This window comes from Thalassospira sp. NFXS8, assembly GCF_040148805.1.
Lineage (GTDB): Bacteria > Pseudomonadota > Alphaproteobacteria > Rhodospirillales > Thalassospiraceae > Thalassospira.
Map to the genome: position 1 here is coordinate 1,285,951 of NZ_JAGEMF010000001.1, position 26,835 is coordinate 1,312,785.

31 protein-coding genes are annotated in these 26,835 nt (G+C 56.1%); 7 read left to right on the plus strand and 24 right to left on the minus strand.

Annotated features, from left to right (window positions below; genetic code table 11):
* The first annotated feature begins 3 nt into the window (after positions 1–3).
* The 3 genes from J4E05_RS05870 to J4E05_RS05880 all read left to right on the plus strand — a co-directional run bounded on the left by J4E05_RS05870 (position 4) and on the right by J4E05_RS05880 (position 3,243).
* A complete protein-coding gene (locus J4E05_RS05870; protein ID WP_349593270.1) occupies positions 4–1,116 on the plus strand; it encodes an ABC transporter ATP-binding protein in 1,113 nt (370 codons plus the stop codon).
* Between the two features lie 194 nt (positions 1,117–1,310).
* The gene (locus tag J4E05_RS05875) at positions 1,311–2,078 is read left to right on the plus strand and encodes a substrate-binding periplasmic protein (RefSeq protein ID WP_349593273.1); all 768 of its coding nucleotides are present in this window, start codon (positions 1,311–1,313) and stop codon (positions 2,076–2,078) included.
* Between the two features lie 307 nt (positions 2,079–2,385).
* Positions 2,386–3,243, plus strand: coding sequence for a D-amino-acid transaminase (locus J4E05_RS05880; protein WP_085589498.1), 858 nt, complete (start codon positions 2,386–2,388; stop codon positions 3,241–3,243).
* 82 nt (positions 3,244–3,325) lie between these two features.
* Here the strand turns inward: J4E05_RS05880 and J4E05_RS05885 are convergent, their stop codons facing one another.
* The 3 genes from J4E05_RS05885 to J4E05_RS05895 all read right to left on the minus strand — a co-directional run bounded on the left by J4E05_RS05885 (position 3,326) and on the right by J4E05_RS05895 (position 6,026).
* Positions 3,326–4,207, minus strand: a complete 882-nt coding sequence (locus tag J4E05_RS05885) for a TIGR01459 family HAD-type hydrolase (protein ID WP_349593276.1) — start codon at positions 4,205–4,207, stop codon at positions 3,326–3,328.
* 74 nt (positions 4,208–4,281) lie between these two features.
* Positions 4,282–5,511 carry a quinone-dependent dihydroorotate dehydrogenase gene (locus tag J4E05_RS05890; RefSeq protein WP_349593279.1) on the minus strand — a complete coding sequence of 410 codons (1,230 nt, stop codon included), beginning with the start codon at positions 5,509–5,511 and terminating at the stop codon, positions 4,282–4,284.
* A 110-nt stretch (positions 5,512–5,621) separates the two neighbouring features.
* On the minus strand, positions 5,622–6,026 hold the full coding sequence (locus J4E05_RS05895; protein ID WP_246832872.1) for a winged helix-turn-helix transcriptional regulator: 405 nt from the start codon (positions 6,024–6,026) through the stop codon (positions 5,622–5,624).
* A 100-nt stretch (positions 6,027–6,126) separates the two neighbouring features.
* On the opposite strand from J4E05_RS05895, the gene J4E05_RS05900 reads away from it, so the two are divergent.
* Both J4E05_RS05900 and J4E05_RS05905 read left to right on the plus strand, forming a co-directional pair.
* Positions 6,127–7,242 (plus strand): NADH:flavin oxidoreductase, encoded by a 1,116-nt coding sequence (locus tag J4E05_RS05900; protein ID WP_349593282.1) that lies wholly within the window; start codon positions 6,127–6,129, stop codon positions 7,240–7,242.
* A gap of 132 nt (positions 7,243–7,374) precedes the next feature.
* A complete protein-coding gene (locus J4E05_RS05905; RefSeq protein ID WP_349593285.1) occupies positions 7,375–7,608 on the plus strand; it encodes a DUF1413 domain-containing protein in 234 nt (77 codons plus the stop codon).
* A 31-nt stretch (positions 7,609–7,639) separates the two neighbouring features.
* Here the strand turns inward: J4E05_RS05905 and J4E05_RS05910 are convergent, their stop codons facing one another.
* Both J4E05_RS05910 and J4E05_RS05915 read right to left on the minus strand, forming a co-directional pair.
* Entirely contained in the window at positions 7,640–7,990 is a 351-nt protein-coding gene (locus J4E05_RS05910) for a DUF952 domain-containing protein (RefSeq protein WP_085589206.1), read from the minus strand.
* A 134-nt stretch (positions 7,991–8,124) separates the two neighbouring features.
* On the minus strand, positions 8,125–8,823 hold the full coding sequence (locus J4E05_RS05915; protein ID WP_349593288.1) for a glutathione S-transferase family protein: 699 nt from the start codon (positions 8,821–8,823) through the stop codon (positions 8,125–8,127).
* A 178-nt stretch (positions 8,824–9,001) separates the two neighbouring features.
* On the opposite strand from J4E05_RS05915, the gene J4E05_RS05920 reads away from it, so the two are divergent.
* The gene (locus J4E05_RS05920) at positions 9,002–9,697 is read left to right on the plus strand and encodes a glutathione S-transferase N-terminal domain-containing protein (protein ID WP_085593644.1); all 696 of its coding nucleotides are present in this window, start codon (positions 9,002–9,004) and stop codon (positions 9,695–9,697) included.
* 61 nt (positions 9,698–9,758) lie between these two features.
* Here J4E05_RS05920 and J4E05_RS05925 read toward each other — a convergent pair whose 3' ends face one another.
* The 14 genes from J4E05_RS05925 to J4E05_RS05990 form a co-directional block, all read right to left on the minus strand.
* Positions 9,759–10,379 (minus strand): exopolysaccharide biosynthesis protein, encoded by a 621-nt coding sequence (locus tag J4E05_RS05925; protein WP_349593292.1) that lies wholly within the window; start codon positions 10,377–10,379, stop codon positions 9,759–9,761.
* Between the two features lie 73 nt (positions 10,380–10,452).
* Positions 10,453–10,944 (minus strand): 3TM-type holin, encoded by a 492-nt coding sequence (locus J4E05_RS05930; protein ID WP_085593646.1) that lies wholly within the window; start codon positions 10,942–10,944, stop codon positions 10,453–10,455.
* A 60-nt stretch (positions 10,945–11,004) separates the two neighbouring features.
* The gene (locus tag J4E05_RS05935) at positions 11,005–11,466 is read right to left on the minus strand and encodes a cell wall hydrolase (protein ID WP_349593295.1); all 462 of its coding nucleotides are present in this window, start codon (positions 11,464–11,466) and stop codon (positions 11,005–11,007) included.
* Between the two features lie 34 nt (positions 11,467–11,500).
* The gene (locus tag J4E05_RS05940; protein WP_349593298.1) at positions 11,501–11,791 is read right to left on the minus strand and encodes a hypothetical protein; all 291 of its coding nucleotides are present in this window, start codon (positions 11,789–11,791) and stop codon (positions 11,501–11,503) included.
* Positions 11,792–11,954: 163 nt separating this feature from the next.
* Positions 11,955–12,260, minus strand: a complete 306-nt coding sequence (locus tag J4E05_RS05945; RefSeq protein ID WP_085593649.1) for a hypothetical protein — start codon at positions 12,258–12,260, stop codon at positions 11,955–11,957.
* Between the two features lie 214 nt (positions 12,261–12,474).
* Positions 12,475–13,962, minus strand: a complete 1,488-nt coding sequence (terL, locus tag J4E05_RS05950; RefSeq protein ID WP_349593301.1) for a phage terminase large subunit — start codon at positions 13,960–13,962, stop codon at positions 12,475–12,477.
* Between the two features lie 59 nt (positions 13,963–14,021).
* A complete protein-coding gene (locus J4E05_RS05955) occupies positions 14,022–14,447 on the minus strand; it encodes a hypothetical protein (RefSeq protein WP_349593304.1) in 426 nt (141 codons plus the stop codon).
* A gap of 2 nt (positions 14,448–14,449) precedes the next feature.
* The gene (locus J4E05_RS05960; RefSeq protein ID WP_349593307.1) at positions 14,450–15,559 is read right to left on the minus strand and encodes a phage head spike fiber domain-containing protein; all 1,110 of its coding nucleotides are present in this window, start codon (positions 15,557–15,559) and stop codon (positions 14,450–14,452) included.
* A 102-nt stretch (positions 15,560–15,661) separates the two neighbouring features.
* Entirely contained in the window at positions 15,662–17,107 is a 1,446-nt protein-coding gene (locus J4E05_RS05965) for a hypothetical protein (protein ID WP_349593310.1), read from the minus strand.
* 3 nt (positions 17,108–17,110) lie between these two features.
* Positions 17,111–17,560 carry a hypothetical protein gene (locus J4E05_RS05970; RefSeq protein WP_349593312.1) on the minus strand — a complete coding sequence of 150 codons (450 nt, stop codon included), beginning with the start codon at positions 17,558–17,560 and terminating at the stop codon, positions 17,111–17,113.
* The gene (locus tag J4E05_RS05975; protein ID WP_349593315.1) at positions 17,560–19,464 is read right to left on the minus strand and encodes a phage tail protein; all 1,905 of its coding nucleotides are present in this window, start codon (positions 19,462–19,464) and stop codon (positions 17,560–17,562) included. The genes J4E05_RS05970 and J4E05_RS05975 overlap by 1 nt, the downstream gene beginning before the upstream one ends.
* Positions 19,464–20,045, minus strand: a complete 582-nt coding sequence (locus J4E05_RS05980) for a phage connector family protein (RefSeq protein ID WP_349593318.1) — start codon at positions 20,043–20,045, stop codon at positions 19,464–19,466. The genes J4E05_RS05975 and J4E05_RS05980 overlap by 1 nt, the downstream gene beginning before the upstream one ends.
* A gap of 78 nt (positions 20,046–20,123) precedes the next feature.
* Complete coding sequence (locus J4E05_RS05985; RefSeq protein WP_085593657.1) at positions 20,124–20,399, minus strand: hypothetical protein; 276 nt, start codon at positions 20,397–20,399, stop codon at positions 20,124–20,126.
* A 106-nt stretch (positions 20,400–20,505) separates the two neighbouring features.
* A complete protein-coding gene (locus J4E05_RS05990; protein WP_349593321.1) occupies positions 20,506–21,321 on the minus strand; it encodes a phage capsid protein in 816 nt (271 codons plus the stop codon).
* 217 nt (positions 21,322–21,538) lie between these two features.
* On the opposite strand from J4E05_RS05990, the gene J4E05_RS05995 reads away from it, so the two are divergent.
* Positions 21,539–22,306 carry a hypothetical protein gene (locus J4E05_RS05995; RefSeq protein WP_349593324.1) on the plus strand — a complete coding sequence of 256 codons (768 nt, stop codon included), beginning with the start codon at positions 21,539–21,541 and terminating at the stop codon, positions 22,304–22,306.
* A 30-nt stretch (positions 22,307–22,336) separates the two neighbouring features.
* Here J4E05_RS05995 and J4E05_RS06000 read toward each other — a convergent pair whose 3' ends face one another.
* The 5 genes from J4E05_RS06000 to J4E05_RS06020 form a co-directional block, all read right to left on the minus strand.
* Positions 22,337–23,233, minus strand: coding sequence for a capsid assembly protein (locus J4E05_RS06000; RefSeq protein WP_349593327.1), 897 nt, complete (start codon positions 23,231–23,233; stop codon positions 22,337–22,339).
* Positions 23,234–23,269: 36 nt separating this feature from the next.
* Positions 23,270–23,746, minus strand: a complete 477-nt coding sequence (locus J4E05_RS06005) for a Bbp19 family protein (protein WP_349593330.1) — start codon at positions 23,744–23,746, stop codon at positions 23,270–23,272.
* A complete protein-coding gene (locus J4E05_RS06010; protein WP_349593333.1) occupies positions 23,743–25,344 on the minus strand; it encodes a portal protein in 1,602 nt (533 codons plus the stop codon). The genes J4E05_RS06005 and J4E05_RS06010 overlap by 4 nt, the downstream gene beginning before the upstream one ends.
* Before the next feature lie 265 nt (positions 25,345–25,609).
* The gene (locus tag J4E05_RS06015; protein ID WP_349593336.1) at positions 25,610–26,230 is read right to left on the minus strand and encodes a hypothetical protein; all 621 of its coding nucleotides are present in this window, start codon (positions 26,228–26,230) and stop codon (positions 25,610–25,612) included.
* 23 nt (positions 26,231–26,253) lie between these two features.
* Entirely contained in the window at positions 26,254–26,706 is a 453-nt protein-coding gene (locus J4E05_RS06020) for a hypothetical protein (protein ID WP_085593663.1), read from the minus strand.
* Positions 26,707–26,835: the final 129 nt, after the last annotated feature.

Here is a 26,835-nt window from a genome sequence, read left to right on the forward strand (position 1 = left end):
AAAATGGCTTCAATTGAAATTACCAATGCCCGCAAAAGCTATGGCGCCGTCGATGTTCTGCACGGCATCAATCTTGATATTCAGGACGGGGAATTTATCGTGCTGGTTGGCCCGTCGGGCTGTGGCAAATCAACGCTGTTGCGCATGATTGCCGGGCTTGAGGAAATCACATCAGGCGATATCGCCATCGGGGGCAATGTTGTAAACGATTTGCAACCCAAAGACCGCGATATCGCCATGGTGTTTCAGTCCTATGCCCTTTACCCGCATATGACCGTTGCCGAAAACATGAGCTACGCCCTGACCCTGCGCAAAACCGCCAAGGAAAAAGTCAGTGCCGCGATTGACAATGTTGCCGGTATTCTGGGCCTCAATGCCCTGTTGCAACGCCGCCCCAAGGCCCTTTCGGGCGGACAGCGCCAGCGGGTTGCCATGGGCCGGGCCATTGTGCGCCAGCCCCAGGCATTCCTGTTTGACGAACCGCTGTCAAACCTCGATGCCCGCCTGCGCGAACAAATGCGTACGGAAATTCGCAAACTGCACCGTCGCCTTGGCGCAACATCGGTTTATGTCACCCATGACCAGATCGAAGCCATGACGATGGCAGACCGCATTGTCGCCATGTATGACGGTATTGTGCAGCAGGTGGGAACGCCGCTTGAAATTTATGACCGTCCGGCAAACATCTTTGTTGCCTCCTTTATTGGCTCACCGGCAATGAATTTCCTGACGGGTACGTATCAGGCAACCGGTAACACGGCCGCCATGACACTTGATGACGGTACCGTTATCCCGGTTTTGGCAACACCCAATGCCAGCAACGGCCAAAAAGTTACCCTTGGTGCGCGGCCAGAACATATCGACATTGTTGAAAACGGCAGTGTGCCATCGGTTACCGCCAATGTGGACCTGATCGAACCCATGGGCCTGTCGACACTGGTTCATGTAACCCTGGCGGGCAAACCGGTTAAAATCTTCACCCTTGCCCGGCCCGACCTTGCCATCGACAGCACCGTTCAAATCGCCTTTAACATGGATAAAACCCATCTTTTTGACAGCGAAAGCGAACTGCGCCTGCCCCCGGCAAGCGAACCGCATTCAAGCCAACCGGTCTGATCTGCCCGGTCCCATGTCAATCTATCGACATGTTTTCGTTAAAGGCCGCCAGCATGAATGCTGCGGCCTTTAACTTTTTTGGAACATGCATAAGGGGCTAAAATCTGTCTGGATCATTCCCATATATAGCAAATACAAACAGATCACCTGTTTGCTGTCTTGCTTCTATTGGACGACACCGGGGAAATACCACCATGAATCTGCTGGGAAAAATCAAGCTTTTTTCAGCCTTGCTGATCCTCTCGACAACGTCCGTGCGGGCGATGCCATCGCTGGTCATCGCCACCAATGAATATCCGCCCTATATCCTGCCCGATGCAAAAAACAGTTTTATTCCCGAACTGTTTGCCGAAATTGGCAAAGAAATGGGTGTGCATTTTGATTTTCAATATTTCCCCTGGAAACGGGGCGAGCAGGAAGTCGCCAATGCCAATATATGGGCCACCCTTCCCTACCGCAAAACTGCAACACGCGAACAATCATTTCTGTTTTCCGACCCGGTCTATGTCGCAGATTCACATTTTTTTGCCTATCGCAAAGACGGCAGCAAACCCGACATTCCGTTTGAAAAACTGACCGATCTTCTTCCTTATAAAATTGGCGGAATTCAGGGTTATTATTATGAACCATGGTTCGAAAAAGCCGGGCTGGATGTTCAATATGCCCTGTCCGAGGAACAAAACTTCAAACGCCTGAAAATCGGCCGTATTGATCTGTTTTCAACGGCCACCACTGTTGGCTGGTATATTATTGAACAGCTTTTCCCCCCCGAAGAAGTCGCGAAATTCTATACCCTGAAAAAACCGCTGGTGGCCGGTGAAGGCCTGTTTCTTATGACGTCAAAAAACTATCCCGATACCGCAACCTTGCTGACCCGTTTTAACGCAGCCCTGGCAACAGTTAAAATGAACGGCATATATGCCCGGCTGGTCAGTAAATATGGTCTGGTCATGACCAATTAACGCAAAACCTTGCCCATTTTCGGCAACAGTCCACACCCATTGCCAATCTTGCAATTTTATACGAAAAATTGGGGAAACCTTGCTTCCTGGTGCGCAATTATACCTGCCTTTTAGCCCAGCCAAACAACATTTCACCTTTTTGGTGCAATAAAAAAAGCGCACAGCGACAAGGACAGCAAAGCTGTGCTATCTGGTTAACAGCGTTGTAATGCCTGCATTTAACCAGAGTTGGCAGGCACATTATGTTTGGAAGCGCCCATATTGCTTTGCGGGATCGGCAGCCGATCTGAACCACCAGGAAAATCAAATGCGTACTGTTTATGTCAACGGCCAGTATGTGCCGGAAAATGAAGCAACCGTTTCAATCTTTGATCGCGCCTTTCTGTTCGCCGATGCCGTTTACGAGGTAACATCGGTTCTCGACGGCAAGCTGATCGATTTTCACGGCCACATGACCCGCCTTGAACGCTCGTTAAAAGAACTCGGTATTAACTTTACCGTCGATAGCGATGCCCTGCTGGCCATCCACCGCGACCTGATCAGCAAAAACGACATCACCGAAGGCCTGATTTATTTGCAGGTTTCGCGCGGTGCTGCCGCAGATCGCGATTTCATGTTCCCGTCAGACGACGTTAAACCGGGCCTTGTTCTGTTTACCCAGGCCAAATCGCTCATCAAAAGTGCCGCTGCCGAACGCGGCCTGAAAATCGCCAGCTTCCCCGACCAGCGCTGGCGCCGGTGCGATATTAAAACCGTTCAGCTGCTTTATTCGTCGCTGGTTAAAAACGAAGCGGCCAAAAAAGGCGCCGATGATGCCTGGCTGGTGCTGGATGGCAAAGTAACCGAAGGCTCGTCGAACAATGCCTATATCGTGGATGAAAACAACACCATCATCACACGTGAATTGTCCAACGACATTCTGCATGGCATCACCCGCAAGGCCATTTTGCAGTGTGCTGCCGAACTTGACCTGAAAGTCGAAGAACGCGCCTTTACCATCGCCGAAGCCCAAAAGGCAAAAGAAGCCTTCATCACCTCGGCATCATCCTTTGTGTATCCGGTGGTCGAGATCGACGGCGTCGCCATTACCGATGGCAAACCTGGCCCCATCGCCAAGCGCCTGCGCGAAATTTATATCGATGCAAACCGCGCGGCTGCCATCTGATCCTCATCAGGCTTTGGCAAAAACAACGAACGCCGCCCGAAAACCGGGCGGCGTTCGTGTTTCACACCAGAATCAATATATCCTACCAGCAAAAATCGCCCATGGCATAGGTTACATGGCGACCGGTCACTTCAAGTAACTGGTCCAGCCGTGCCTTTTCGGGCAAAGTACCCCGCGGGGCATCAAGTTCCTCGGCATGGATCCCACCGGTTACAAAAGCAATATCAAGCCCCGCTGCATTAGACCCGGCAACATCGGTTGACAGGGAATCCCCCACCACCAGCAACCGTGCATCCGGCCCCATATCAAACGCCTGCAGGCAAAAATCATAGGCACTGGCAAGGGGTTTGCCTTCCCAGCGCACATTGCCCCCCAGTTCTTCATAGCGCCCGGCAATGGCACCTGCGCAAATAATGCGTTCCCCGCCGCGTATCACTTCACGGTCCGGGTTCGGGCACAACATGGGCAATTCCCGTGACAATGCCAAATGCAGCATATCTTCATAATTCGAAACCGCATCATGGTCGTCATCGGGTCCGGTAACCAGTATCCAGTCAGCATCTTCAAGGGTTTCAACAACTTCAACGTCCTGTTCCTCGAACATTGAATGATCGCGCACCGGCCCCACCCGAAACACCTTGCGCCCCAGCTTGCCATACCATTCATCATGCCGGTCGCGCAGCTGATGATAGGCAATTTCCCCCGATGCCACCGCAGGGCCATAAAGCGCGCGGTCAATGCCCATATCTTCCATACGTGCAATCACCACACTGGAACGGCGCGGCGCATTGGACAACAACGCAACCGGAATACCGGCCTCCTTTAACGCTGTCATCGCCGCAATTGAGCTGGGATAAGGCGTAACACCATCATGCACAACCCCCCACAAATCCAGAATAACGGCGTCATAATTGCCGATCACCTCGGACAAGCCATTGATCATTTGATACGGGGTTTGCGGCATCGGGTTCTCCTGCATGGAACAAACATCAGACGGGCCGAAAATGCCCGCGTCAAAATCAGGGAAGCTAAAACAGATTAATCCTGTTTGGGCGTGTTTGGTGCTTTTTCCCCGACATCGGGTTTCACCACCGGGGACGCATCAGGGGTTATATCCGGGGTTACATCCGGGTTCTGCCCTGCCTCGATATCCGAGGAAATGCCTGTTGCCTTCACAACCTCGTCAATCGCGGCATGTTTGCCGCTGATTTCCGGAAAGGCGGCCCCAACAGCATCCCCAACCGATGCAAATCCATCCTGTCGCAATCGCTTTTCAAGGTCTTCCTTAATTTCCTGCGCCAGCCCCGGCCCGTGATAAACCAGTGCTGAATAAAGCTGCACCAATGATGCACCATTCAGGATTTTTTCATAGGCATCCTTGCCCGATGTCACCCCGCCAACGCCGATCAATGGCACCTGGCCCTTGGTCAGCAGGTAAAAATCGGCAAGCACCTTGGTCGATGGCGCCATCAATGGCGGGCCGGACAACCCGCCCGCTTCGCCCTGCTCATAGCTGTTAAGGCCGACCGGGCGATCAATCGTGGTATTTGAAACAATCATGCCGTCAATTTTCAAATCCAGCACAACAGCAGCAATATCGGCCTTGTCATCCTCGGTCAGGTCCGGGGCCACTTTCAACAAAACCGGCACCCCCAGTGCCGCCTCGTCTCGCGCCACCAGCACGGCAGACAATAACGCCGCCAGCGGTTCACGCCCCTGCAACGCTCGCAGGCCCGGCGTATTGGGTGACGATACATTCACCACCAGGTAATCGGCATACCGGCCCAATGCCCGAACACCCCTGGCATAATCATCGACGGCATCGGCGGCATATTTGTTTTTGCCCAGATTGGCCCCCAAAATGCCCCGCCGCGCGCGTTTGCGCAGGCGCGTCGCCACCACTGCCGACCCGTCATTATTAAACCCCATCCGGTTAATAACGGCACGGTCGGAATACAAACGGATCAAACGGGGTTTGCGGTTACCCGACTGGGGTTCCGGCGTAACAGACCCGATTTCGACAAACCCGAAACCCTGATCAAGCATCGCGTTGGGAACTTCGGCATTTTTATCAAAGCCTGCGGCAAGACCAATCGGATTGGCAAATTTGCGCCCGAAAACCTCGCATTCCAGAACAGGGGTAGCATCGCGCGCGCCATCCGGTTTTGGCACCAGATTATGCTTTAACGCCCACAGGGCCATACCATGCGCACATTCCGGATCAATCCAGCGCACCACCGGTAAAACAAAAGTTTTATACCACCCCACCCGTCAGGCTCCATCCATCTGTTTGTCCTTGTCCCTTTTCTTACGCGGGCGAACACGCCGGGGCAAGTCATGTCTCGCCATTATCCTTATCTTCCTGCCTGCAACACGGCTCAACCTTGCGAAACGCGCGCTTCCTTTTCAATTCGCGCGTCATAGGCGGCACGGGCCTGTTCCACTGTGTCCATATTATCAATGGTCCATTTATACAGCGCCTTGAACGGCTCCTTTAACTGGCGACCAAGTGTTGTCACTTCATACTGGACCGCCACCGGCGAACTGGCGATCACTTGTCGTTCCACCAGCCCGTTGCGCTCCAGACGGCGCAAAGTCTGGGTCAGGGCCTTTTGTGTAATTCCTTCAAGCTGGCGACGAATGGCATTAAAGCGCATCGGGCCACCATCCAGAACAGTCAGGACCATCATCGACCATTTGTCCGCGATCTGGTCAAACAGCTTCCGGCTGGGGCAGTCAACATGGAAGCGCTGCGGGTTACACATTCCATTATAGTCGTCCATATGGTTTCCTCGAATATACCTGGTTGTGTTTAGGTGCCTGATTGACAGTAAGTATATTTTTTATATCTAAACAGCAATTCACTTTTTCAAAGGAAAACCGATGACTTCCAGCGACGTTCTCTTCAAACCCTTTAAAATCAAATCCCTGGAGCTTGCCAACCGCATTGTCATGGCTCCCATGACCCGTTCCAAGGCACCGGCAGGCGTTCCCGGCGAGGCAAATGCCGCCTATTACAAACGCCGCGCACAAGGTGACGTTGGCCTGATCCTGTCCGAAGGCACCGTGATTGACCGCCCGGCATCACGCAATGAAGGCAACATTCCCTTTTTTCACGGCGATGCTGCCCTTGCCGGCTGGAAAGGCGTCATCGATGCCGTCCATGACGCCGGAGGCAAAATGGGTCCGCAAATCTGGCATACAGGGTCTGTCACCAGCTTCCTGAGCGACTGGCTGCCCGATGTTCCGGTTGAAAGCCCATCCGGCCTTGAAGCCCCGGATAAACCCCGTGGCAACGCCATGAGCGACGAAGACATTGCCGACACCATCGCCGCCTTTGCCAAAGCCGCCGCCGATGCCAAACGCCTGGGTTTTGACGTTGCCGAAATTCATGGCGCACATGGCTATCTGATTGACCAGTTCTTCTGGGATGGCACCAACCACCGGGATGACAAATACGGCGGCAATACCATTGCCGAACGATCCCGCTTTGCCGTTGAAACCGTTGCCGCCGTGCGCAAGGCCGTTGGCCCTGACTTCCCGATCATCATCCGTCTGTCACAATGGAAACAGCAGGATTACACAGCCCGTCTTGCCACCAGCCCGGCCGAAATGGAAAGCTGGCTGGCACCAATGGCCGATGCCGGTGTCGATATTTTCCATTGCTCTCAGCGCCGTTTCTGGGAACCGGAATTCCCCGAAATTGATGGCGAAAACGGCCTTAACTTTGCCGGTTGGGCCAAAAAAATTACCGGTGCCGCCACCATCAGCGTTGGCTCTGTTGGCCTTTCGGGCGATTTCATCGGTTCGTTTTCCGGTGAAACGGTTAGCAATGCGGGCATTGAAAAACTGCTAACCCGCATGGAACGCGATGAATTTGACCTGATCGCAGTTGGCCGTGCCCTGCTAAGCGACCCGCAATGGGCCTCCAAAATCCGCACCGAGAAATGGGATGAAATTTCAACCTTCACCCCCAATTCCCTGGGCGAACTGGTTTAACCCCGGCCCAAATATCTGACTATCACGGCAACAGGGCCGGTTTTTCCGCCCTGTTGCCGATGCCATAAAACTGTTAGCCTTGTTCAGGTAAAATATTGATGTTTTCCAACCTGAAACCGGGCCGGGGCCACTATGACCGACGAAGAAATTATCCGTCTGCGTCACCAGATCAATCAACTGCCGACGGGAAATTTTCACTTTCCCGAAATTTACGGCCCGGACTGGGACACCCTCTATATCGGTGACAAGGTAAAACGCGGCCACGCTTTTATGAATGCCGTTCGGGCCGGAAAATTCCCCGGCATTATCGATACCGGCACAAAAAAAGGCGGCGGTCGGGTCTATCAAAAAATAGAAAAACCCTAACTCCGCCACCTTCAAAAGATGTGATAGTCGCCTAACGCAAATCTTCCGGCAAAATGTGAACGCCGTTCTCATCAAGGCGCACATCATCTACCCGAAAAACATCCTGCACCGACAAACGCGCATAAAGATGCGGAAACAGCGTTCCGCCGCGCGCCGGTTCCCATTTGATGTTCTGCGCAATGGGTGCCACGGGCACATGCAACAGTTTCAAATGGTCCCGCCCGGCATAATGCAGCGCCAGCGTCGCCGCCAGCGTGTCATGGGTCGAAAAATGAATAAAGCCATCGGCCACATCATGTGGCGCGCCCAGATACTCGCCATGCGACAGGGCTTCCGCCCATTCATCGCTGCCAAGAACCCGATAAATAATCTGTTCGTTCATGGTCCGGACTTTACGGCAACTACGTAGATCGGGCAACAGGAAGGAAGGCTAACGTCAAACTATCCGTTAGAATGTCTATGGACGAATGAAAGGAGCAGGCAAAACTGCCCACCCCTTTAGCGGCTTACGAACAATTAGCGTGGAAAATTCGACGGAAACAGCGCACGTTTGGCAATATCATCCATTTCCGTTTTAAAACTGTGCGACGCCAAAACCTTGCGGGCGCGTTCCACGGCCTGGCGGGAATTGATGAAATCAAACCAGCGTGCCAGATGCGGATAGCTTTCAAGCGGAATGCTTTCGCCTTTCATCACCATCGGCGCGCGGTCGATCCAGCCCCAAAGCGAGATATCGGCAATGGTGTAATCATCGCCGACAACATGGTCGCGCCCGACCAGATGGGTGTTTACCACTTCGTAATGGCGTTCAATTTCACGGCGATAGCGGTTTATGGCATAGTCATTGGGCTGCGGGGCGGCGTGCTGAAAATGCACCGCCTGGCCGGAAAACGGGCCAAGGCCGCTGGCAATAAAGAATAACCACGACAGCAATTCACCACGGTCTTCCTCCTTGCCCGTAAACTTGCCGGTTTTATCCGCCAGATAGAGCAAAATGGCCGAGCTATCAAAAACCCGGGTTTCCTTGCCGCCCGGGCCATCGGTATCCACAATCGCGGGAACCTTGCCGTTCGGGTTAATCTTCAAATAGGCATCGCTATATTGCTCGCCTTTTTTGGTATCAACCGGAATGGCTTCATATTCCAGCCCGGCTTCTTCCAAAAACAGGGCAACCTTGGCCGGGTTCGGGGTCGGGTGAAAATAAAAACGAATCATCAGGCTCTCCTGTCGCCAAAATATTCGGCGAATTGCTTGAGTTTTAAAACGATCATTCTACAATGGTGCCATTGTTGATCAAACGCAAGCCTTGCCGATAAATTATAAATCTGTCAGGGAAATGACAGTGCCTGTTCACTCAGGCTTTGGCATGGCAATTTGAAAAAAGGTATGCCCCATGATCGAGCTTTATTACTGGCCGACCCCGAATGGCCACAAAATCACGATGTTTCTGGAAGAAGCCGGGCTGGATTACGAAATTCACCCGGTCAATATCAGTGCCGGCGACCAGTTCAAGCCGGAATTTCTGGCCTTTTCCCCCAATAACCGCATGCCCGCCATCATCGACCGCGCCCCGACCGACGGCGGCGACGCCATTTCGGTTTTTGAATCCGGCGCCATTTTGCAATACCTGGCCGAAAAAACCGGTAAATTCCTGCCAGATGATATCCGCGGTCGCACAACTGTCATGGAATGGTTGTTCTGGCAAATGGGTGGCCTTGGGCCGATGCTGGGCCAGAACCATCATTTTGGCACCTACGCACCCGAAAAAATCCCCTATGCCATCAATCGCTATGTCAATGAAACCAACCGTCTTTATGGTGTCCTAAACAAGCGCCTTGAAGGCCGCGATTTCATTGCCGATGACTATTCCATCGCCGATATGGCCTGCTATCCGTGGATCGTTCCCCATGAGCGCCAGCAACAGAACCTGGATGATTTCCCCAACCTGAAGCGCTGGTTTACCGCGATTGGCGAACGCAAGGGCACAATCGATGCCTATGCCAAAGGCAAGGCCGACCATTTCACGCCGACCGTGACCGAAGAAAGCAAGAAAATCCTGTTTGGGCAAACGGCCAAAACCGGCAATTAAGCCATTTCTGCTTTAAATACAAAAAGGCCCGGCCCGCCACCATCGGCGGGCCGGGCCTTATTTATATCATCAGGGTAACACAGCCGATCAGGGCAACAAGGGCGGCAATGCCCGCCGCAATCATCACCATTCCATCGCGCAATGTCATGGCAAGACCAAACCCGACCACCGCCACCATTGGCAGGGCCGCGGCAAAGGGCACCAGTTCAAAAAACGGCATCGGCACCACCAGCAACAGGCAAATTCCCGCCGCAATCCGAATGGTACGGTGGGTTAACACCCCTTCCAGCCGTTCATGAAAATGCCGATCCAGCCATTGCCCCACCGGATGCATTTTTTTCATCGCCCGTTCCAGCTTTGCCCCGGCCACCGATTGCCGTTCAATAAGATCAGGCAGCCAGATATGCTTGCGGCCCAACACGATTTGCACAGCAAACAGGGCAATCAAAAGGCCCAGCAACGTTGGCACACCGGGAATGGCACCCAGGGGCGATACACCGATCAACCCCGGCACCAGCAAAAACGGGCCATAACTGCGAAACCGCAACGCATGGGTCATTTCGCCCAGCGTTACGTCACCATTCACCCGGCCCGTTTCAACCAGCTGGTCAATAATGCCGGTCACCGGATTATCGTTTTTGGAATCAGGTTTGCTTTGGCTATGTGATTGTTCAGAATTCATATTCTGCCAACGTTACAACAGCCCGTTTGGTTCCGGTTACAAAGCCTGCTTCCCAAACCACACAGCATTAACATCAGCCATCCCGGCGTTTATCGCCGCTGCGTTTCACCACCGAAATCCCCAAAACCGCCAGGGCCACACCCCAGATCGGGCTGGTATTAACAAGGGCAGCAATAATCGCCGGGGCCTGTAACGGCGTCATTACAATGGCTGCCGCAATCGCCCCCATCATCAACACCCAGGTCAGGGCCATCGCATAACCAAAGCTGGGTCTCCAGCGCCGCACAAACGCATCGTCCGATGCCACTTCCGCCCGGATCGTCTGGTTCACGGCCCGCACCACCGTGCTGTCATGGGCCAGTTCGGCGCGCACCATCGCCTCGGTATGGCGGTTGGCTTCGGCCAGTTGATCCGCCCCGACCACGCCCTGTCCCACCGCCGCCTCCACATCGCGCAATCCTTTGGCCGCCGTTTTCGCCAGCGGGTTGTCAATCGCATCCAACCCTGCCCCCACCGCCTTGATCAACAAGGGCAAACCGATTTGCGCCAATAATGCCGGTATCATTTTTCAACCTCGCCTGTTGGGAAAAAGCACACCAAACCACGCCCCGTTATCACAGGGCGACTAACCGATATCGTCGTAAAAAACATGATTGCCAATTTCACAAACCGGCACATGGCCGTGTGCCCACCACGGGTCACATTGCAACGTGTGATAATGCGTCGCCCCGTGCGTGATATCGGGCAGCCTGGCGCTGATGGCCCGACTGGCCACCCTGCGGCACAAACGATAGGCCAGGTCCCGTTCGTTTACGCGCAGCAGTTTTTCCCGATTGGGATCGCCCCGGTTCCAGCACGAAAATTGCCCGGCCTTCAAGCACACCGCCACAACATCATTGCCCCACCAATACCCTCCCCGGCGTTTTGCCACCGTCACCCGGTTCATGATCACACAGGCAACGGCTTCAATTCCGGTCAGGTCTTCGCCGCGGGCTTCGCCGTAAAGGGTGCGTGCCAAAATATTGACCGGCGATAATTCCGCCAACGCCGCCATGTCTGTTTCTGTCTTTTGCGTGTCCCTGATCATTCAATATCCCCGTTGTTTTTCATTTTGCGTAAAATCACATGTCCCGATGTTCAAGTTTGGCTTCAATGCGCAACAAATGTGCGGTCAACCGCCGTTCCACATCCTTCAAATACGGGATCGACACATAATTGCGCGCAACGTCCAGCTTGAAAGCCGCCAGTCCATCGCGGTTTTCCTGGCAATCACTTGTGTTTTGCGCGGCACTAACATCTATCCTGCGCTGCAATTCCACCCGGCTACGCCAGATCAGCCAAAACAACGCCGCCAATGCTGGCAATTCCACCATTGTCAGCCACCAGCCCAAATCCACCGGTCCTGCTGCCATTGTTTTCTCCAAAAAAAAGACCCGCCGGAATATACCGGCGGGTCAGTTCAGGAGTTTCTCATCATTAAGAAACGTCCCCCTATTCGTATTCGTCAGGCATCAGGCACACGGCATTCACTTCGCCCGAAACACCCTTTCAGGTGGCGCACATGTGGCTGTAATCTCAGGCTTTCGGGCCACTCACGGCAAAGGCAATTTCCTGCCATGCTTCCCCCGTGGCAATCAGGCAACTTGGCCCGTCAGGATAGGTAAAAAGGATCGACCAGGTTTTGCCATCCGGTCCTTTCAACACCTCAATCACCCCACCGTTAGATGCCACACCCGCCGCAACGGGCTGCTCGGAATATTTATTGCTCAGGCTTTTTAAAACCGTTGCCCGGTCCCCGCATACGGGCGGGGCGGCATGCGCAGGCGTCGTTAACCAAACAGCGCCCAGCAACAAGGCAAGCAAAATACCGACACGCAACATCTCATGACCTCCTTGATCCGGGCGGCATCGGGTAACATTCATGTCACCGGCGGCCTGTCATCCACCACATCAAAAATCTCTTTAGGGTAGTAAAAACGCTTCGATACTATCCTTTGATATAGATTAGGTGGATGTGCCTTAAAAACAATAGCGCCCGCAACTTTTAGGAAACATTTTTCAAAACTTGTTCTAACCAACTGATTTTGATTTGAAATCAAGGATCAAAATCTGGATCACCCTGCAAAATGGTGCTGGCCGGGCGCCAATCCCGTCCGAAATCCGGGCGCACCACCCGTGGCAATCGCACCGGTTCGGCCAAGATGCACCCTGCCACCGCATCCAGCCCGTCATCGCGGTTACCGCCATTGGGCCGCCATTCGCGCATTTCACGAATAAACGGGGTGCGCCAGATATTACGTTGCCCATGCAGCAACCCCGCCGCCAATACCGCGCCAAAGGCATCGGCAATGCGGGCTTCCTTGTTGCGGGTTTCGTGAAATTCCACCACGGCGGTCAGGCATCCGGCCTGTTTCAGGCAGCGCCGCAAAATATTGGGCAAAAACCGGCCAATGCCGTTGGTTTCCACCCGCACCACTGGTAAATGGTGCCGCTTTGCAAATGCGGCCACCTGGCGGCAAAGCTGGCTGGCTTCGTCTTCGCGGTCCAAACAGGCAGGGTCACTTTGCAAATAGGCCACATCATGCAACCAGTATTCCCCCTGATCGCACATATAAATAGCAGCAATTACCGCCCCGTCCTGCCCCTTGCCGCCAAATGACGGGTCAAAATGGCAACTGGCCGCCACCATACGGCGGTCCCCAATGCGCAATCGTTGTTCGCCATTGGCCGTTTCAAATTCGGTTTCATCGTCATAGGGTTTGATTCGGGCCGGGTCCAGATCGCCCATATCAGGCGGCACCATTTCCAGCATCATCTGGCTGGCAAATTTACCCGCCGCCGTTCGGGCGCGGATCTGGTCGATCTTCGCCGCCGAAAACCGTTCCGGCCACGCTGACAAACCGTTTTCATCGGTGATCGGTAAACAAAACCGTGAAAACCCGTTTAAAAACGGGGCATCCTCGCCGGTTTCGGGCCGGGTTTCATCGGCATAAATCGAATAATAACTGTGCGGTGTGCCAATAAAAACCTGCATCCCGCCGGGGCTTAAAACATAGGAAATCTCGCCCAGTTTTTCGCGCAACTCCTCGCGTTTATGCGCGGTATCACAGGTTTTCGGGACTTCCACATCGTCACAAATCACCACGTCGGCGCGAGACCCGGTAATATTGCCACCAATCCCCGCCGCCTGCATCGACGGGTCGCGCAACTCGCCGGGCCGGTTAATGGTAAAACGCTCTGCCCCCCAATCGGTCAGCTTCCCCGGTACGGCTGCTTTCATTAAAGGGTGGCGTTCCACAATGCGTTTCACATTGCGCACCATCTTTTTTGCCAAATCAAGGTCGGCTGCCAACACCAGAATGCGCAAATCCGCATTGCAATACAGCAACCACGCGCAAAACAGGCCCACCATGGTCGATTTGCCACTGTTCCGAAACGCCATCAGCAACAACTCACGCGGGCCATGATCATTATGGTGCTGCAACCACTGCGCCATTTTCTGATGATGCGCCGGTGTGCCCTGCCCCAGTTTCCGGTTCCATATCCAGACAAACTCGGCAAGGCTGGCCTGGCATTTCTGCATTTTGCCTCCCCCTTCCCTTCAGGTCACACCGGTTTTAAAAACCACCCCGATTTTTCAAATCATCCGCTTTGCATTGCGGTTCTGGCAGCCAAAATCAGCTGTGAAACCTCATCGCCCCCCTGCTCCGTTGCCTCCACATGCGCCCGATCAGCAATATCCTTGGTGCCGTTTTTCCGAACCGGCGGTTCTGCGGCCAAATCTTCGTCACAAACCCAGCGCAAAAGTTTGATCAGGCTTTCCACATGCGCCAATGCGGCCTTGCACGCGGCCTGATGGTTCACAATCCCCTTGGCATCCATCACGTCGGCCGCGTCGCGTGCCACCCGATGATACGCCTTGCGTGCCCGGCGAATATCGGTTGGCAAACTGCGCAAAAGCTCGCTTCGCAACCGTGCCAGCCGCCCGCGGTCCTCGTCGGAAAATCCGCTATCCGTGGCGTCTTCCCCTTCATTCCGGCATTCCGCCCCGGTTCTGATATCCGCCAATGTTACACCGCCCCGCTGGTGCAAAGGGCGACCAGCCGGTCATCGCCCAGCCGCCCCGGCCAATAGGACATCGCCCGCACATAGCCATTAAGCTGGCTTGCCGTGCCTGCGTAAGACCCGATCCCCAGTGTTTGAAAATTACGCGGCAATGCAAAACCGGGGGGCGATTTTAAAACCCCGTTTTGGGTGGCGACGGCAATGTCATCATCATCAAACGCCAGTGCCACCAGGTTGCGCTGACCTGGCACCAGTGCGCCATACAGCGATTGCGTAATCAATTGCTGCCCGCCTTTGCGCAGGCTGATGCGCAACTGGTCCGCCGCACTGTCATAGGCCAAATCCAGATGGTCATTATTCAGGCTGGTTGAATAAAGCTGCATCACCCGCCAGATCCCGCTCCAGGCCGCAGGTAACGCCAGATCAAAAAACAGCGTTCCGGCACCGGGCATAAACCAGCCATCGGATAAATCCAGTTGCACATCATCGCCAGCGCGCGCGGCAGGAATACCGTTGCTGATCATGTCGCTGCTCGCAACCGGTGCGGCTTCAAGCTGCGCATTCCACACCAGCACCGATACCGCCGCCCCCGAAATCGCCGTGCTGATCTTGGGATACCGGCTGGTGGCCGATGCCACCTCGGCAAACCCCACCCGTTGCCAGCGTTCACCCAGCGTCACCCCATGTTGCGACGCCCCGTTTACCCCGCCCAGCGTTATATTTGCCGTGCCACTCACCGCACGCATCCATACCGCAAAGGCATGGGTCGCCCCCGACGCCAGATTATCCACCCGCTGATAAATCCCGCCCGTCCCGGCGGCAAAATTAATCCGGGTTGCATTTGCGCTGCCATCCGGGGCCGTTCCCGCCCCGGCCAAAACCGTTACCCCCGCATCCTTTTCCCAAATCGCATTGGCAAAATTCGCCGAATGGCGCAACAAATTTGCCGATGCCCCCTCAATACGCAGGCCCAGGGCCCGCCCGTCATCATCAAATTCAAAGGCGGGCATATTTGCAGCAATTTCCGTAACCACCCCTGTTTCATCCTTCACATGCGTGGTGCTGCTCCGCGCCACCTGCAAATAATCCGTCAACGGCAAAAACCGCATCGCCATATCATCTGTCCTGTTTTGAAAGCCGCCACCGGGCATAACAAAACCCCGCCAGCGCTGGTGCTGGCGGGGTCCGTCCCCCTCACATATCAAACCGAACGATACTCAGGCGCTCAGCCGCACCGCATGAAACCAGCTTGCCAAACTGGTTGCGACAATATGGCGCGTGTCGCTCGCCCCATGTGCCACCCGCACCCGAAAGGCGTTATCTGTGCCAATGCCCGCCCGGGCAATGCCACTGCATCGCAATATTTTGCGCCCATCCGCCCCATTGGGCAGGGTATCAACGCCTTGCAAATGCATGTTCCAGCCGCCTGCCCCCAACCGCTCCACAAACACCATGCCCTGCACCGACTGGTCCGCCAGTTCCATGCACACGCCAATGTCAAAATGGTAATGCCCTGGTGGAACATTGGCGATGCCGTCATATCCGGCATGATAAAGACCGTGGCTGTCAGTCACGATACTGTCCCATTCCACAATAAACTCGCCATTGGCCGGGATCGCCTGTTGTTGCGTGCGCAACATTTTTACCAGCGGCCCGCCCGACCGCAAAATTTGCACCTGCCAGCGGTTGCCATCGCAAAACACCTCTACCGCATCGCCGCGCATCGGCAGGGCAAAAACGGCCCGTTCCGCACCACCATCCACCGGGTGCAGCACATCCACACCCACCGTCGTAATATCGGTCGCCGTGCCATCCCCGTTAAAAATGCGAAATTTCACACCGTTGCGGCTGGGTTGGCAGGGCGGAAGCGTAATCCGCCCACCGTTCGAAACCCGCACTACCACCCCGCTTTGCCGGGGGGTCAGCGTCACATTGCCCGGCGCGTCAACCATCGGCATTCGCCGTTCATCCTGATAGGCCAATGCCCGCCCGGTGCGACAATCAAGCTGCAAAACCGCCGTGGCCGACTGGCTGACAAACCCGGCAAACGATGATTGCGCCTGCTGTGCCGCTGCGCTGGCTTCATTTGCCGCGCGGTTCGCCATTTCGCCTGCTGCCTGCGCCCCGGCAATCGCGGCACCATCCGGCCCGTTTACCAACTGGCGCGCCGTTTCATCCCACATAATCGCCCGGCCTGCCTGCGGGCCGGGCAATTGGGCCGACACCCCCTCCCCGCTGGCATTAATCGCCCCGTCAGGCATCCGCAATGTGCTGGCAAATCCTGCTTCCACATCACCAAGGGCGGCCAGCACATAATCAAAATCGGCATTTAAAACATCGGCACGCAGGCTGCTGCCGCTGTCATAATGGCTTAACCGGCGCAATCCCAACCGCCGGGATATCAACATATCGGCCCCCGTCACCGGGGCTTTGGCAAACGTCACCGTGCCGCCGCTGGCCATCACACTGCCTTCGCCGGTTTCGCCGCTGCTTTGGCTGGTATTCAGGGTAACGCCAATACCTTCGCTAATCTCGTTGCCATTCATCGTTACCTTCACATCCGATGCGGCAAACACGGCAAATTCAAACGGAAATTCCCGGCTTTCCCCGTCGCCTTCATATCGCACCGCTGCCGGGTCGCCATTGGCAAAAATTGCACCCATGGTCTAGCCTCCCCAATTATCGCGCCGCGCAAACCACGACGTAATTTGCGACAACGTGTTGTAACGCGATGTATCCAGCAAATTTTGCCGCTTATATTGCGCGCGCTGGTCAATGCTGCTGCTTTGCCGGGCAAAGGCCCCATTGGCCGCGTCCTGCACATCAAGCAAACTGCGCTGCACCCCTGCCAACACCGCACTGGCCGACCCTGCCGCCCCGGCCTGAAGGCCCGACGCGCCCTGTGCGGCACGCAAACTCGCCTGTTGCACGCGTAATTTGCGGGCGCGCTCGGCATCGTCGCTGGCCTTTTGTGCCGTCAGTGCCTGCTGCTCGCTTTGGCGCTGCGCATCAACCTGGCTGGCCGCTTTTTTGGCCTGTTTCTGGCTGGCTGCAATTTCGGTTCCGGTCTGCACCGCATTTGCCACCACCGGTACCCACGATGAAAATCCCCCCATCAGTCATTCACCCCCACTTCGCTACTCACACCCAGCAATAAAAAAGGCCGGGGCAAATCCCCGGCAATGCGCCACAATCCATTCTGCCCACCGCGTTTCCACCCCATGGCCCGCACCGTCACCTCGCCGCGAAACAACCCGTTTGCCTGGTCCAGAACCCGCCCGCTTGCCGGTTTGCGCAACGGCACCCGGCGCATGCCGCGCCCCACATCCACCGCCATCCCGGCACTGTCATGCAGGCGAAACGTCGCACAAATCAACCGCAAGCTCGACCCGCCATAAGGCCGCGATCCATCGCCGCCCACCGGGGGCAAGGCTGCAATTTCATGGCGAAACGGCAAACCCGCCATCACCTGTGTTTCCGGCGTTGCAAGCTGCACACTACCCCCCGAAATCAAAACGTCGCGGTAAAGCTGGCTTCCTGCCCACACCCCAACTTCCAGGCCATCTAACAACCCAAACTGTCCCCATTGGGGTGTGGCCTCATCCGCGTGCGCCGTTAACGTCAAATCAAACCCGGCATCCTCATCAAACCGGCCCAGATAAAACCGGTTCGCACGTTCAATCGCCACATAAACGTCGCCACCACTCACCGCGACATTGCGAAACGCCCCGTCAATTTCCTGCCCGCTCCAGGCGGTTACACCCTCGCTACGATAAAGCGTTAATGTGCCAATCGTGCCATCGCCCATCACCACATGCAAAAGGCGCCGCCTTGCATCATAGGCCTGATCAACCGGCGCATTAATCAAATGGCTCGATAACAACGCCAAGTCCGCAGCACCGTATGCCTGCTCCAGATCGGTAAATAAAAACTCCCGTATTTCGGTGCCATTGCGTGCCGCAAACACCGTTGCCCCGTCAATGTTAACCGGGGGCACATTGCGGTCTGCCGCACTGCCAATTCGGGTTTGCCGCGTCACCTGAATATTTTGCGGGGTTAACGGTGTCCCGCTGACCATCCATTCCGCCCCGCTGGTAAAAACCTGCAAATCCCGGCCCGAAAACACCGCCGCAATCGCACTTACCTGGTCGGCGAGCAAGGCAAACTCAATGGCTTCGTCATCCAGCCCCTCGCCCAGTTCAAAATTAAACAACGCCCCCGAATGCGACATCCACAACCGGTTGGGCAAATCGCGCGACCCGCCAATCACCATCCGGTCCTGGTGAAAGGTCACACTGCGCGGCCAGCCCCGCACGGCGGAAAAGGCCGGTTCGGCAAAATCCTGCGTTTCATTGGCATTGGGCAACTGTTCACGCAGGGCAAGGGTGGCATGTTTGCCGTCGGCAACCGCGGTTATTTCCCCCTCAATCCCCTGTACCCGCCATTGCCCTCCCACGTGTCCTGCCACAAAAACATCGGCACTGGCACTCAGGCCAACCGTCCCCGATACCCCCGATGGTTTTACCGACACATAAGGTTCGGCAAATTTGTAATAGGGTTGCTGGCGTTTGGTGGTGGTTTCGCCCCATACCCAGCTTGTCACCAGCCAGTCTGCATCCGCCTTTGGCACAATGCGGATCGGCACCACATCAGGATGCACCACCAGCAACGTATCCGCACTTTGCGTCCAGCTGATCTGGCCCAAATGTTTGCTTTCAAACGGTGTCGTCAATTCCTGCACCACACTGTCGCCCGCATAAACCGTGGCCCGCAAATGCCAGAACACCACCAGAAACGGCTGATCGACATTATATTCAAACGGCACCAGCCGCACCGGCCCCGATACCTCATCAATTAACCGCACACCGGGCCTGCGGCACACCCCGCCCGATGGCAGCACAAACACATTGCGCAATTTGGCCGCCCCGTTGCGATAGGCGGCAATATCGCCCCGGCCCCATAATTTCGGTGCCAGTTCCCCGGCACTGAACGTGGTTTTTTCCAAAACACTGCGCGCCATTACCCCCGTGCCTCCAGCAAGGGAAAATCCTCAATCCGGCGCGGGGTCGATTGCTGGGCATCAGCCAGTCGCGCCTGATGAAACAGCGTGTCTGCCCGCTTTTGCAAATATTCCGCCCGGCTGCCGCTTTCGGTTAACGGCAGGCAAAATTCCGCTGCCAGCCGCGCCATCAGGGCCATATCAAACCATACCGGCAACGATGCTTCAGGCATCCGCCCCACATAATTCAAAAATGCCCGCTCGGCCCCACATACAATCACACCCTTGCGCAATTCAAATTCCGGCAATTGCCCGGCACCACTTTCCAGCGACAACAACCTTATAAAATCCCCCGGCAGGGCAAATTGCCTGTCATCGCGGGCCAACTGGCCTTTTTCATCATCAGGCGGCGCCAACCGCGCCAGCCACTTGCCCCGCGCGGCAAACCGCCACGGATACGCCGCCAGCATCCCGTCACGCAGTGCGGGGTACAACATCGCCGCCACTTCCGCCTCCACCGTTTCCTCGGCAAAGGATGCAATCGGGCTTACCCCGATCATCACCAGTGCGCGTGCGCATAACGCCACATCGCTTAACGCCATCACGGCCTCCCTGCCAGCCACAAAAAAGCCCGGCTCAAGCGAACCGGGCTTTCAAATTTTCCAGCCACACCACCCCGATCAATCGGTATTGGTGGTGCCAATCGCTGTCATGTCGCGCACATCAACGCCGTTAACATCGGCCTGCGTCACCAAAAACATCCCGCCCGAAACCCCGCCATCGCGGTTGGTATTGGCAAACATGATGTCACCCGCGCGCAGCATGTCGCGGGCGGGTGCAAAATAATTCAATGTATCCACATCGGTCGCCACATCCGGGGTCACGTAATGCCACAGGGTAAAACCGTTGGCATAGGCCAGAACGCTTAAATTCCGGGCCTTGAAACCTTCTGCCATTTTAATGCTCCGCTATTTTTTGGAAAAGACGCCCATCCGGGCCAATCAAAATGGCGGCACCATCGCTCCGCAAATGCCGCGCCAATGATGCCGCCCAAACAGCCCCCTATTCCTTGGCCTGCAAGCAGATGATCCCGTCCCCGTCCACCTTGATCGCCCCCTGGCTCATGGAATTATTAATGAAATGCGCCGCATAGTCCCCGTGCCAGGTAATGTCAGTCTCCACATCCGCCCCCACCGCATGGCCAACTGCGGTGCGGTGATACCAAAAACAGCTGCGCACATCGTCCTTCACCGGCAGGCCCGAATGGGGCATCCACAATGTCCCCAGCCAGCGTTTGGCCTGCGTGCCCTTCCACGGCAAATCGTCATCACCAATATAATCCGACGATGCAAATTCCTTTACCGCCAGCAAATCCGACCATTGTTTCCAGCCAACAACCGCATACCGCTGCCCGTCATCGGGCACATCCAGTGTCCCCATGCCTTCAAAGGCTTCCAAAACCTTGTCCAGGGTCAAACCGGCATTATCGTGTGCAACCACGTTTTCGGTTGTCTTCAGGGCCTCAATGATCAGTTCGTCGGTTTTGCGCCCCAGCGCATAGGCCCCGGCATTGGCCAGCACCATTTTTTCATCATGGTTGACCTTCAATTCATCCAGCGCATCCACCCAGTCCCCGGCGTAATAATCGCTTAAATCACAGCGCACCGTTGCATGGCTCAGGTTCATCACGGGCACCTTGGCATGCCGGGCCTTGGTGGTGGCAATGCCTTTGCCCACTTTTTGAAAAACGGTGGTCGCCCCCTTAATCCCGTTTTTCACCCGCACAGTGTTGCGCAGCTTCGACCCCATCCGCTGATAGGCCTGATGTACATCGGCCTGAAAATGCTCAACAAAACTTTTATCAATGGAAATACTCATCGCCGCCCCTTTTGCGTTGTAAATTCTCACACGAAGGCCATCGCGACAAACAAGGCACAAACGCCTTATTTACCGCCTTAACTGTCATTTTATGGTCATGCTTTGATGGTTGTTTTCCTGTTCCGGATTCTGGCTTCCGGGTCAGATAGACCGGCTTGTTTACTGGTCGCCGGACGACCCCGATTTATAAAACGTCAACCCAGTCGGAGCCTTCCAGGTGCGCGCACGTACTTATGCAATTTTAACTGTTATCGCTTTGGCGGCGGCGGGTTATTTCACCCTGCCCTATACCCCTGTGCCTGCCTATTTTCATGCTTTCACCTCTCGCGTGTCTGCCCTTACCGGCTTTGGCGCCGACCGCATCCGCAGCCGCGTCTTGCCCGACATGGAAAAACGCCTGAACGAAGCCGGCATTGCCGTGGGCGCACCGGTTTATTTGCGGGTTTTCACCGCCGATCAAAAACTGCAAGTCTGGCTGCGTGGCGACACCCGCTATAGCGAAATTCAGGATGCCGGTTTTTGCAGCGACCAGGACGCCGGCAACGCCGCCCTGCAAACACCCCCGCCCGGTGTTTATCGTATCCGCCGCGATGATTTATCCCCCAACAGTCCCAGCCACGTCGAACTGAATTTAAACCCCCTGCCCGATGACGACGCCCCATCCACCAGCGATGTGGCTGGCGCCATTTCCTACAGTCTGCATGGCAACTGTTCGGACCTTGCCGGTATTTCCCTTAATAATGACGACATCGAACAAATCTATCTTCTGGTCGATGCGGCCCTGCGCGCCGGTCAGCAATCTGTCCCGGTTCATATCTTTGAAAAACCCCGCGATATGGATGACAGCCTCGCTCTGACCGAAGACGCCACCAACAACAGCCCGGCACCCGGCCTCTATGATGTCTATGCCGCCTTCGAACGCTCCCGCATCCCGCCCGATGTCAGCAAAAGCGACGGCCGCTATCACGTCAAACCAGCCGATTAACCGTTACCCCACCACCGGCCATCCGCGCCCTTAATTCCCCTGGTGCAGCCGGTCAAATGCGGCTTGCACCCGGGCGACAATGGCCGGGTTGCGGTCGCGCCAGTAACGCGGGTCATTCATCAACCGGTTAATATCGTTCTGCGGGTCGGTTCCGCCTTGTCCGGCATGGTTTCCGGCCAACCCCGGTTCGCTGCCATCTTGCATCAGCCGGTATAATGCCCGCACCCCGTCCGGGCTTTGCGCCATCGCCTCATAGGCTGCGGGCAGGTTTTTTTGCCCCCAGCTGGCAATGCGCGGGGCCAGTTTCGCCCAGTGGTCCGCCCCGCCAAATTCAGCCGCCAGTTGCCCCTGCATCTCTGCCATCTGTGCGGCATTTTGGGCCTGTGCCACCATTGGCGATAAAATTTCAGATGCCAAATCATACACCAGCTGTGCTTGCGGCCCGGTAAAACCGGCTTCATGCAACCGGGCATTCAGGGCCTCATTCACCCCGCCCAGCTCCTCCGCCCCGCTAATTTCATAATCTGCCGGGCTTTGCGGCACACCAAGGGCTGCATAAAATGCCTGCCGCTCCGCATCCGAACTTTCCGGCCCCGGTATCTGAAACGCGGGCATATCAGCATTCGGGATTTCTGCCGCACGTGCCATGGCTGCCACCATTCCGGTGCCACCAACTGCGCCGCCGCCAATACCGGCCGCAACACCAACGCCATCCTCACCACTGCGCGCCGATCCCCCCGCCGCACTCAAAATATTCCCGTTTTGCCCTGCGCCGGCTGGCGCCAATCCTGCTCCGGCACCTGGCCCCGCCGCACCATCGCCTTTCACCAGCACGGCCCCATCACCGGTTCCGGCCCCGGCCCCGCTTGCATTTCCACCCCCGGCGCCCCCTTGTTGGCCGGCAACATCACCCGCATTTCCTGCCATCAAAACCCTCCCAAATTTTCAAACCTTCACCTGCCATCAATCGCCCCGTGCCCGGCGCAACATCTGCAACACCAATGCACGCTGCCCTTCTTGCATCCAAATCGCCTGCGGGCTTGCCGCCGGGCCAAGGGCACGTTCCAGCGTGATGGCGCGCAAATCTGCACACACCACCGCCGCATCATGCCCGGCGGATGGCCCCAAAACCCGTTGCCACGCCCGGTCCCGTTCCTCGTGCGAAACCCCATTCACTTCGACATTTTCATTTTTCCGTTCTGACAAAACCGTGGGCGACTTCCGATCCGCAACAAAGCCGCCCTCAAACCAGCCCCACCCGCTGTCATCCCCGTCACCATATTGGCGCGCACCGTCAGTCTCACCGGCCAACGCCGCCACTCCATACCCACCGTGCCCACCGTGCCCGCCATGCCTCAAACCAGCCACTGGCTGCGCATCGGCTTGCACATCCATCACGGCATCCGCCCTCGCCGGTTTCACACGCCGCCAAATCCTCATTGTCCACCCTCCCCGGCAACTTTCCCGGCAACCTCCGGCGCGTTCATCATCTCGCCCACAATTCCGGCAATTCCGGCCATGTCTTCGGGCGTCATCTCGGGTTGCAACAAATCCTGTGGCACGCCAAACTGCGCGGCCAGCCAGCGCACGGTTTTGTCCATATCAATGGTTGCCATCGCATCCGGCCCCAACGATGCCAGCCTGCCCAGCCAATCCAGTGTCTGCCCGGCTTCCGCCTTGCGGCTTAACTGCGCCATCGGGGCGGTATGGCGCAAACACACCACCTTGCCATCAATCGGAATATCGGGAAGCTCGCCACTGCGCGCCAGCACATGCAACGCCCGGCGCATCAACGGAAAAATCAGTTCCGCCTGTAACCGGCTATAGGTCGCCGCCAACAAACGCGAATTTTCGGCAGCCCTTTCTAAAACCTCGGTCGCGGTCATCCGCGGGGCATCCACCTGGCCTAACCGGTCGGTTAACAAACAACGGCGAATGCGTTCGCGCAAATCGGCCAAAACAACGTCCGAAACATCAAACCGCCCCGGCGCATCTAACGGTGTTAACCCCGCCGACCCGACTGCCTTGGGAATAATACTGCCCGGCACCAGCCGCACCGTTGCCGGGTTTAAAATGCCATCATCATCGGCCTGCCAAATCCCTGTCACCGCAATCGATGCATTTTTTAAAACCAGCTCGACCACCTTGTTGGCGGTTTTAATATCGGGCAATGCCTTCATCACCGGCGATCGGCCATAAATTTCGCCTGGTGCCTTTAACCAGCGAAAGGCAATATAGGGCGAAACGGCAAACCGCCCTTTGGCAATCACGTCATCCTGCGCAACATTTGCGGCCGGGTCATTGGCAAAAAACACCACATAATCATATCCGCCCGCCCCGGACCGGTCCGGCAAAACGGCCTCGATCACGGCAAATTTTTCCGTCTCGGCTTCCGGTGCAGCCGTAATATGGCCGGGTATGGTTGCGTCCGGCCATTTTTCGCAAATGTCATCAATGCCAAGGTTTAATTGGCGAAAAACCGCATCCAGCGTGCCATCCACCCGTTCCTCAAATGCCAGGTGGCGCACCGGCACCGCACAAAACCGAAACCGCGATGGCGCACCCAGCCCGTCTTCCTCCAGCCGCAAACATGCCGTTCCCACCGTCACCAGATCCAGATATGCCTGATGAATTTCAACCGCAAAATTGGACCGTTCAAAATGCCCCTGCACAATCCGCACTGCGCGGGCCAGTTTGTCGGTCAAATCTGCCTTATCTGCCAGGGCCACATCGTCGCCCGGCACCATCTGAAACCACCCGCCCGACGGCGGCGTTATTTCACCAAGCAAACTGGCGGCAAGTTGCTCCACCGCATCGGGTGCCGTGGCGTCAAACACCCGGTCGAACTGCTTTTTGCCCACATTGCCGCCCGCCCCGCCTGTGCTGCCAAATCCACCAAAAGCCACATCACTTTCCTGGCGCTGCGGCAGGGCAAATTCATAACATTCCTGCCAATGGCGTTGCCAATGCCCCCGGCGTTGCAAAGCTGTTCGAAACCGCCTGCGCAACATTGCACTATCCATTTCCGCCTGCTTCATTTGCTCGCCCCTGCTCCCAAAAACCCGTCACTCTCCCCGGCACCTGTGCGCAAGCCCCGCTTCCCCGCCAATTCGCCCCACCCATCCCTCAACCTGCCTTGTTCCGCACAGCAACGCCCCAACGCGACGCATCGCGACGCCAAAGCTCCAAAGCCTCAAAGCCTCAAAGCCTCAAAGCCTCAAAGCAAAAAACCCGCCACCGTTTCCGGTAGCGGGCGCAACTGTGGTGTTGATTTAGGTATCCTAGCCTATTAAAAAGAACAAATCAAGAACTTTTTTGATAAATTTTCGATTTGTTCACAAGATAACGATGCAACCCCGCCGGGGTCAGCACATACCACGCCGAAAGGCCCAGCAACCGTTTCATCACCTCAACGCAACTAAACATGCCCAGCCGCACCGTTTGGGCACCCTCATCGGGCAATGTCACCCACAGGCAGTTATGCCCCTGTTCGCGATAATAGGCAGCCGGGTCAAACAGCGCCGAAAACTGCCAAAGCTCGCATTGCAACTGGTGGCTTGCCGGGTTCAAATAAATCCACTGCCCGCTTTCGCGCGTCGCAATCACCGCAAAACAATGGCGAAACCCCGCAGGCAACCACCGTAAAGCCCACTTGTCCGGCGCATCGGCAAACACAATCAAGGCCCGGTTTTCCCCGCCCTTTTCACCGGCCCCGGCCCTTATCGGCATACTACGGCAATCCTGCGACCGGTTTGATAAACCATCATGTGCGCCCAACCGTTGCACATCGCCTTCGCCGTGCCAGCTTCGCTTCAAAACATCTGCCCCTGCACCAAACCGGGCATGTTCCATGTCCTTTTTAAACTCGCCCCCCTTCGCAACACTTTGGTCATTCGCCGCATCGCGCTCAAAATACGTCGCCACACATGCCCCCTGTGAAAACCTCCCTAAAAATGACATGGCGTAAAATCTCCCTGCATTTCCTGGTCGCTATCGTTTTCGTCATAGTCGGCCTGCGCCAATGCTTCCCCGTCCGGGTCCACAATACCCCGGCGGATCAACACGGTTGCCAGCACTTCCAGTGCTTCACACCACAACACTGCCTTGCGCTGTTCCTCCTCCACCCGTGGGTCAGGCACCCGTTCCACCGCACCGTAATATTCCAGCACCTGTAAATGCGCCTGCCCAATCACGCCGCCGCGCCATAACCGCATCACCGCGTTATAAATATCGTCCGGGTCGCACGGCCGGGTCACATCCCCGGCATCGGCCACAACCCGCGCCCCTTCAATCCGTGCGGCCTGACAGCGCACAAACCAGAACCACGCCTGCCCGGCACTGGCAAACAGGGTCACCTCCCCGTCACGCAAGGGTTTGGGAAACAATCGTTGCTGCGTCATTTCGCCCTCCTGATAAACATTTCACTGCTCTGTGGCCGCCTCACGCCACACGCCGCCAGCCTTCATGCATTTACGCTGTCACCCCTTCCGCTCCCCCTGCCTTTTCATGGCACGGGTTGGTCGCATCAC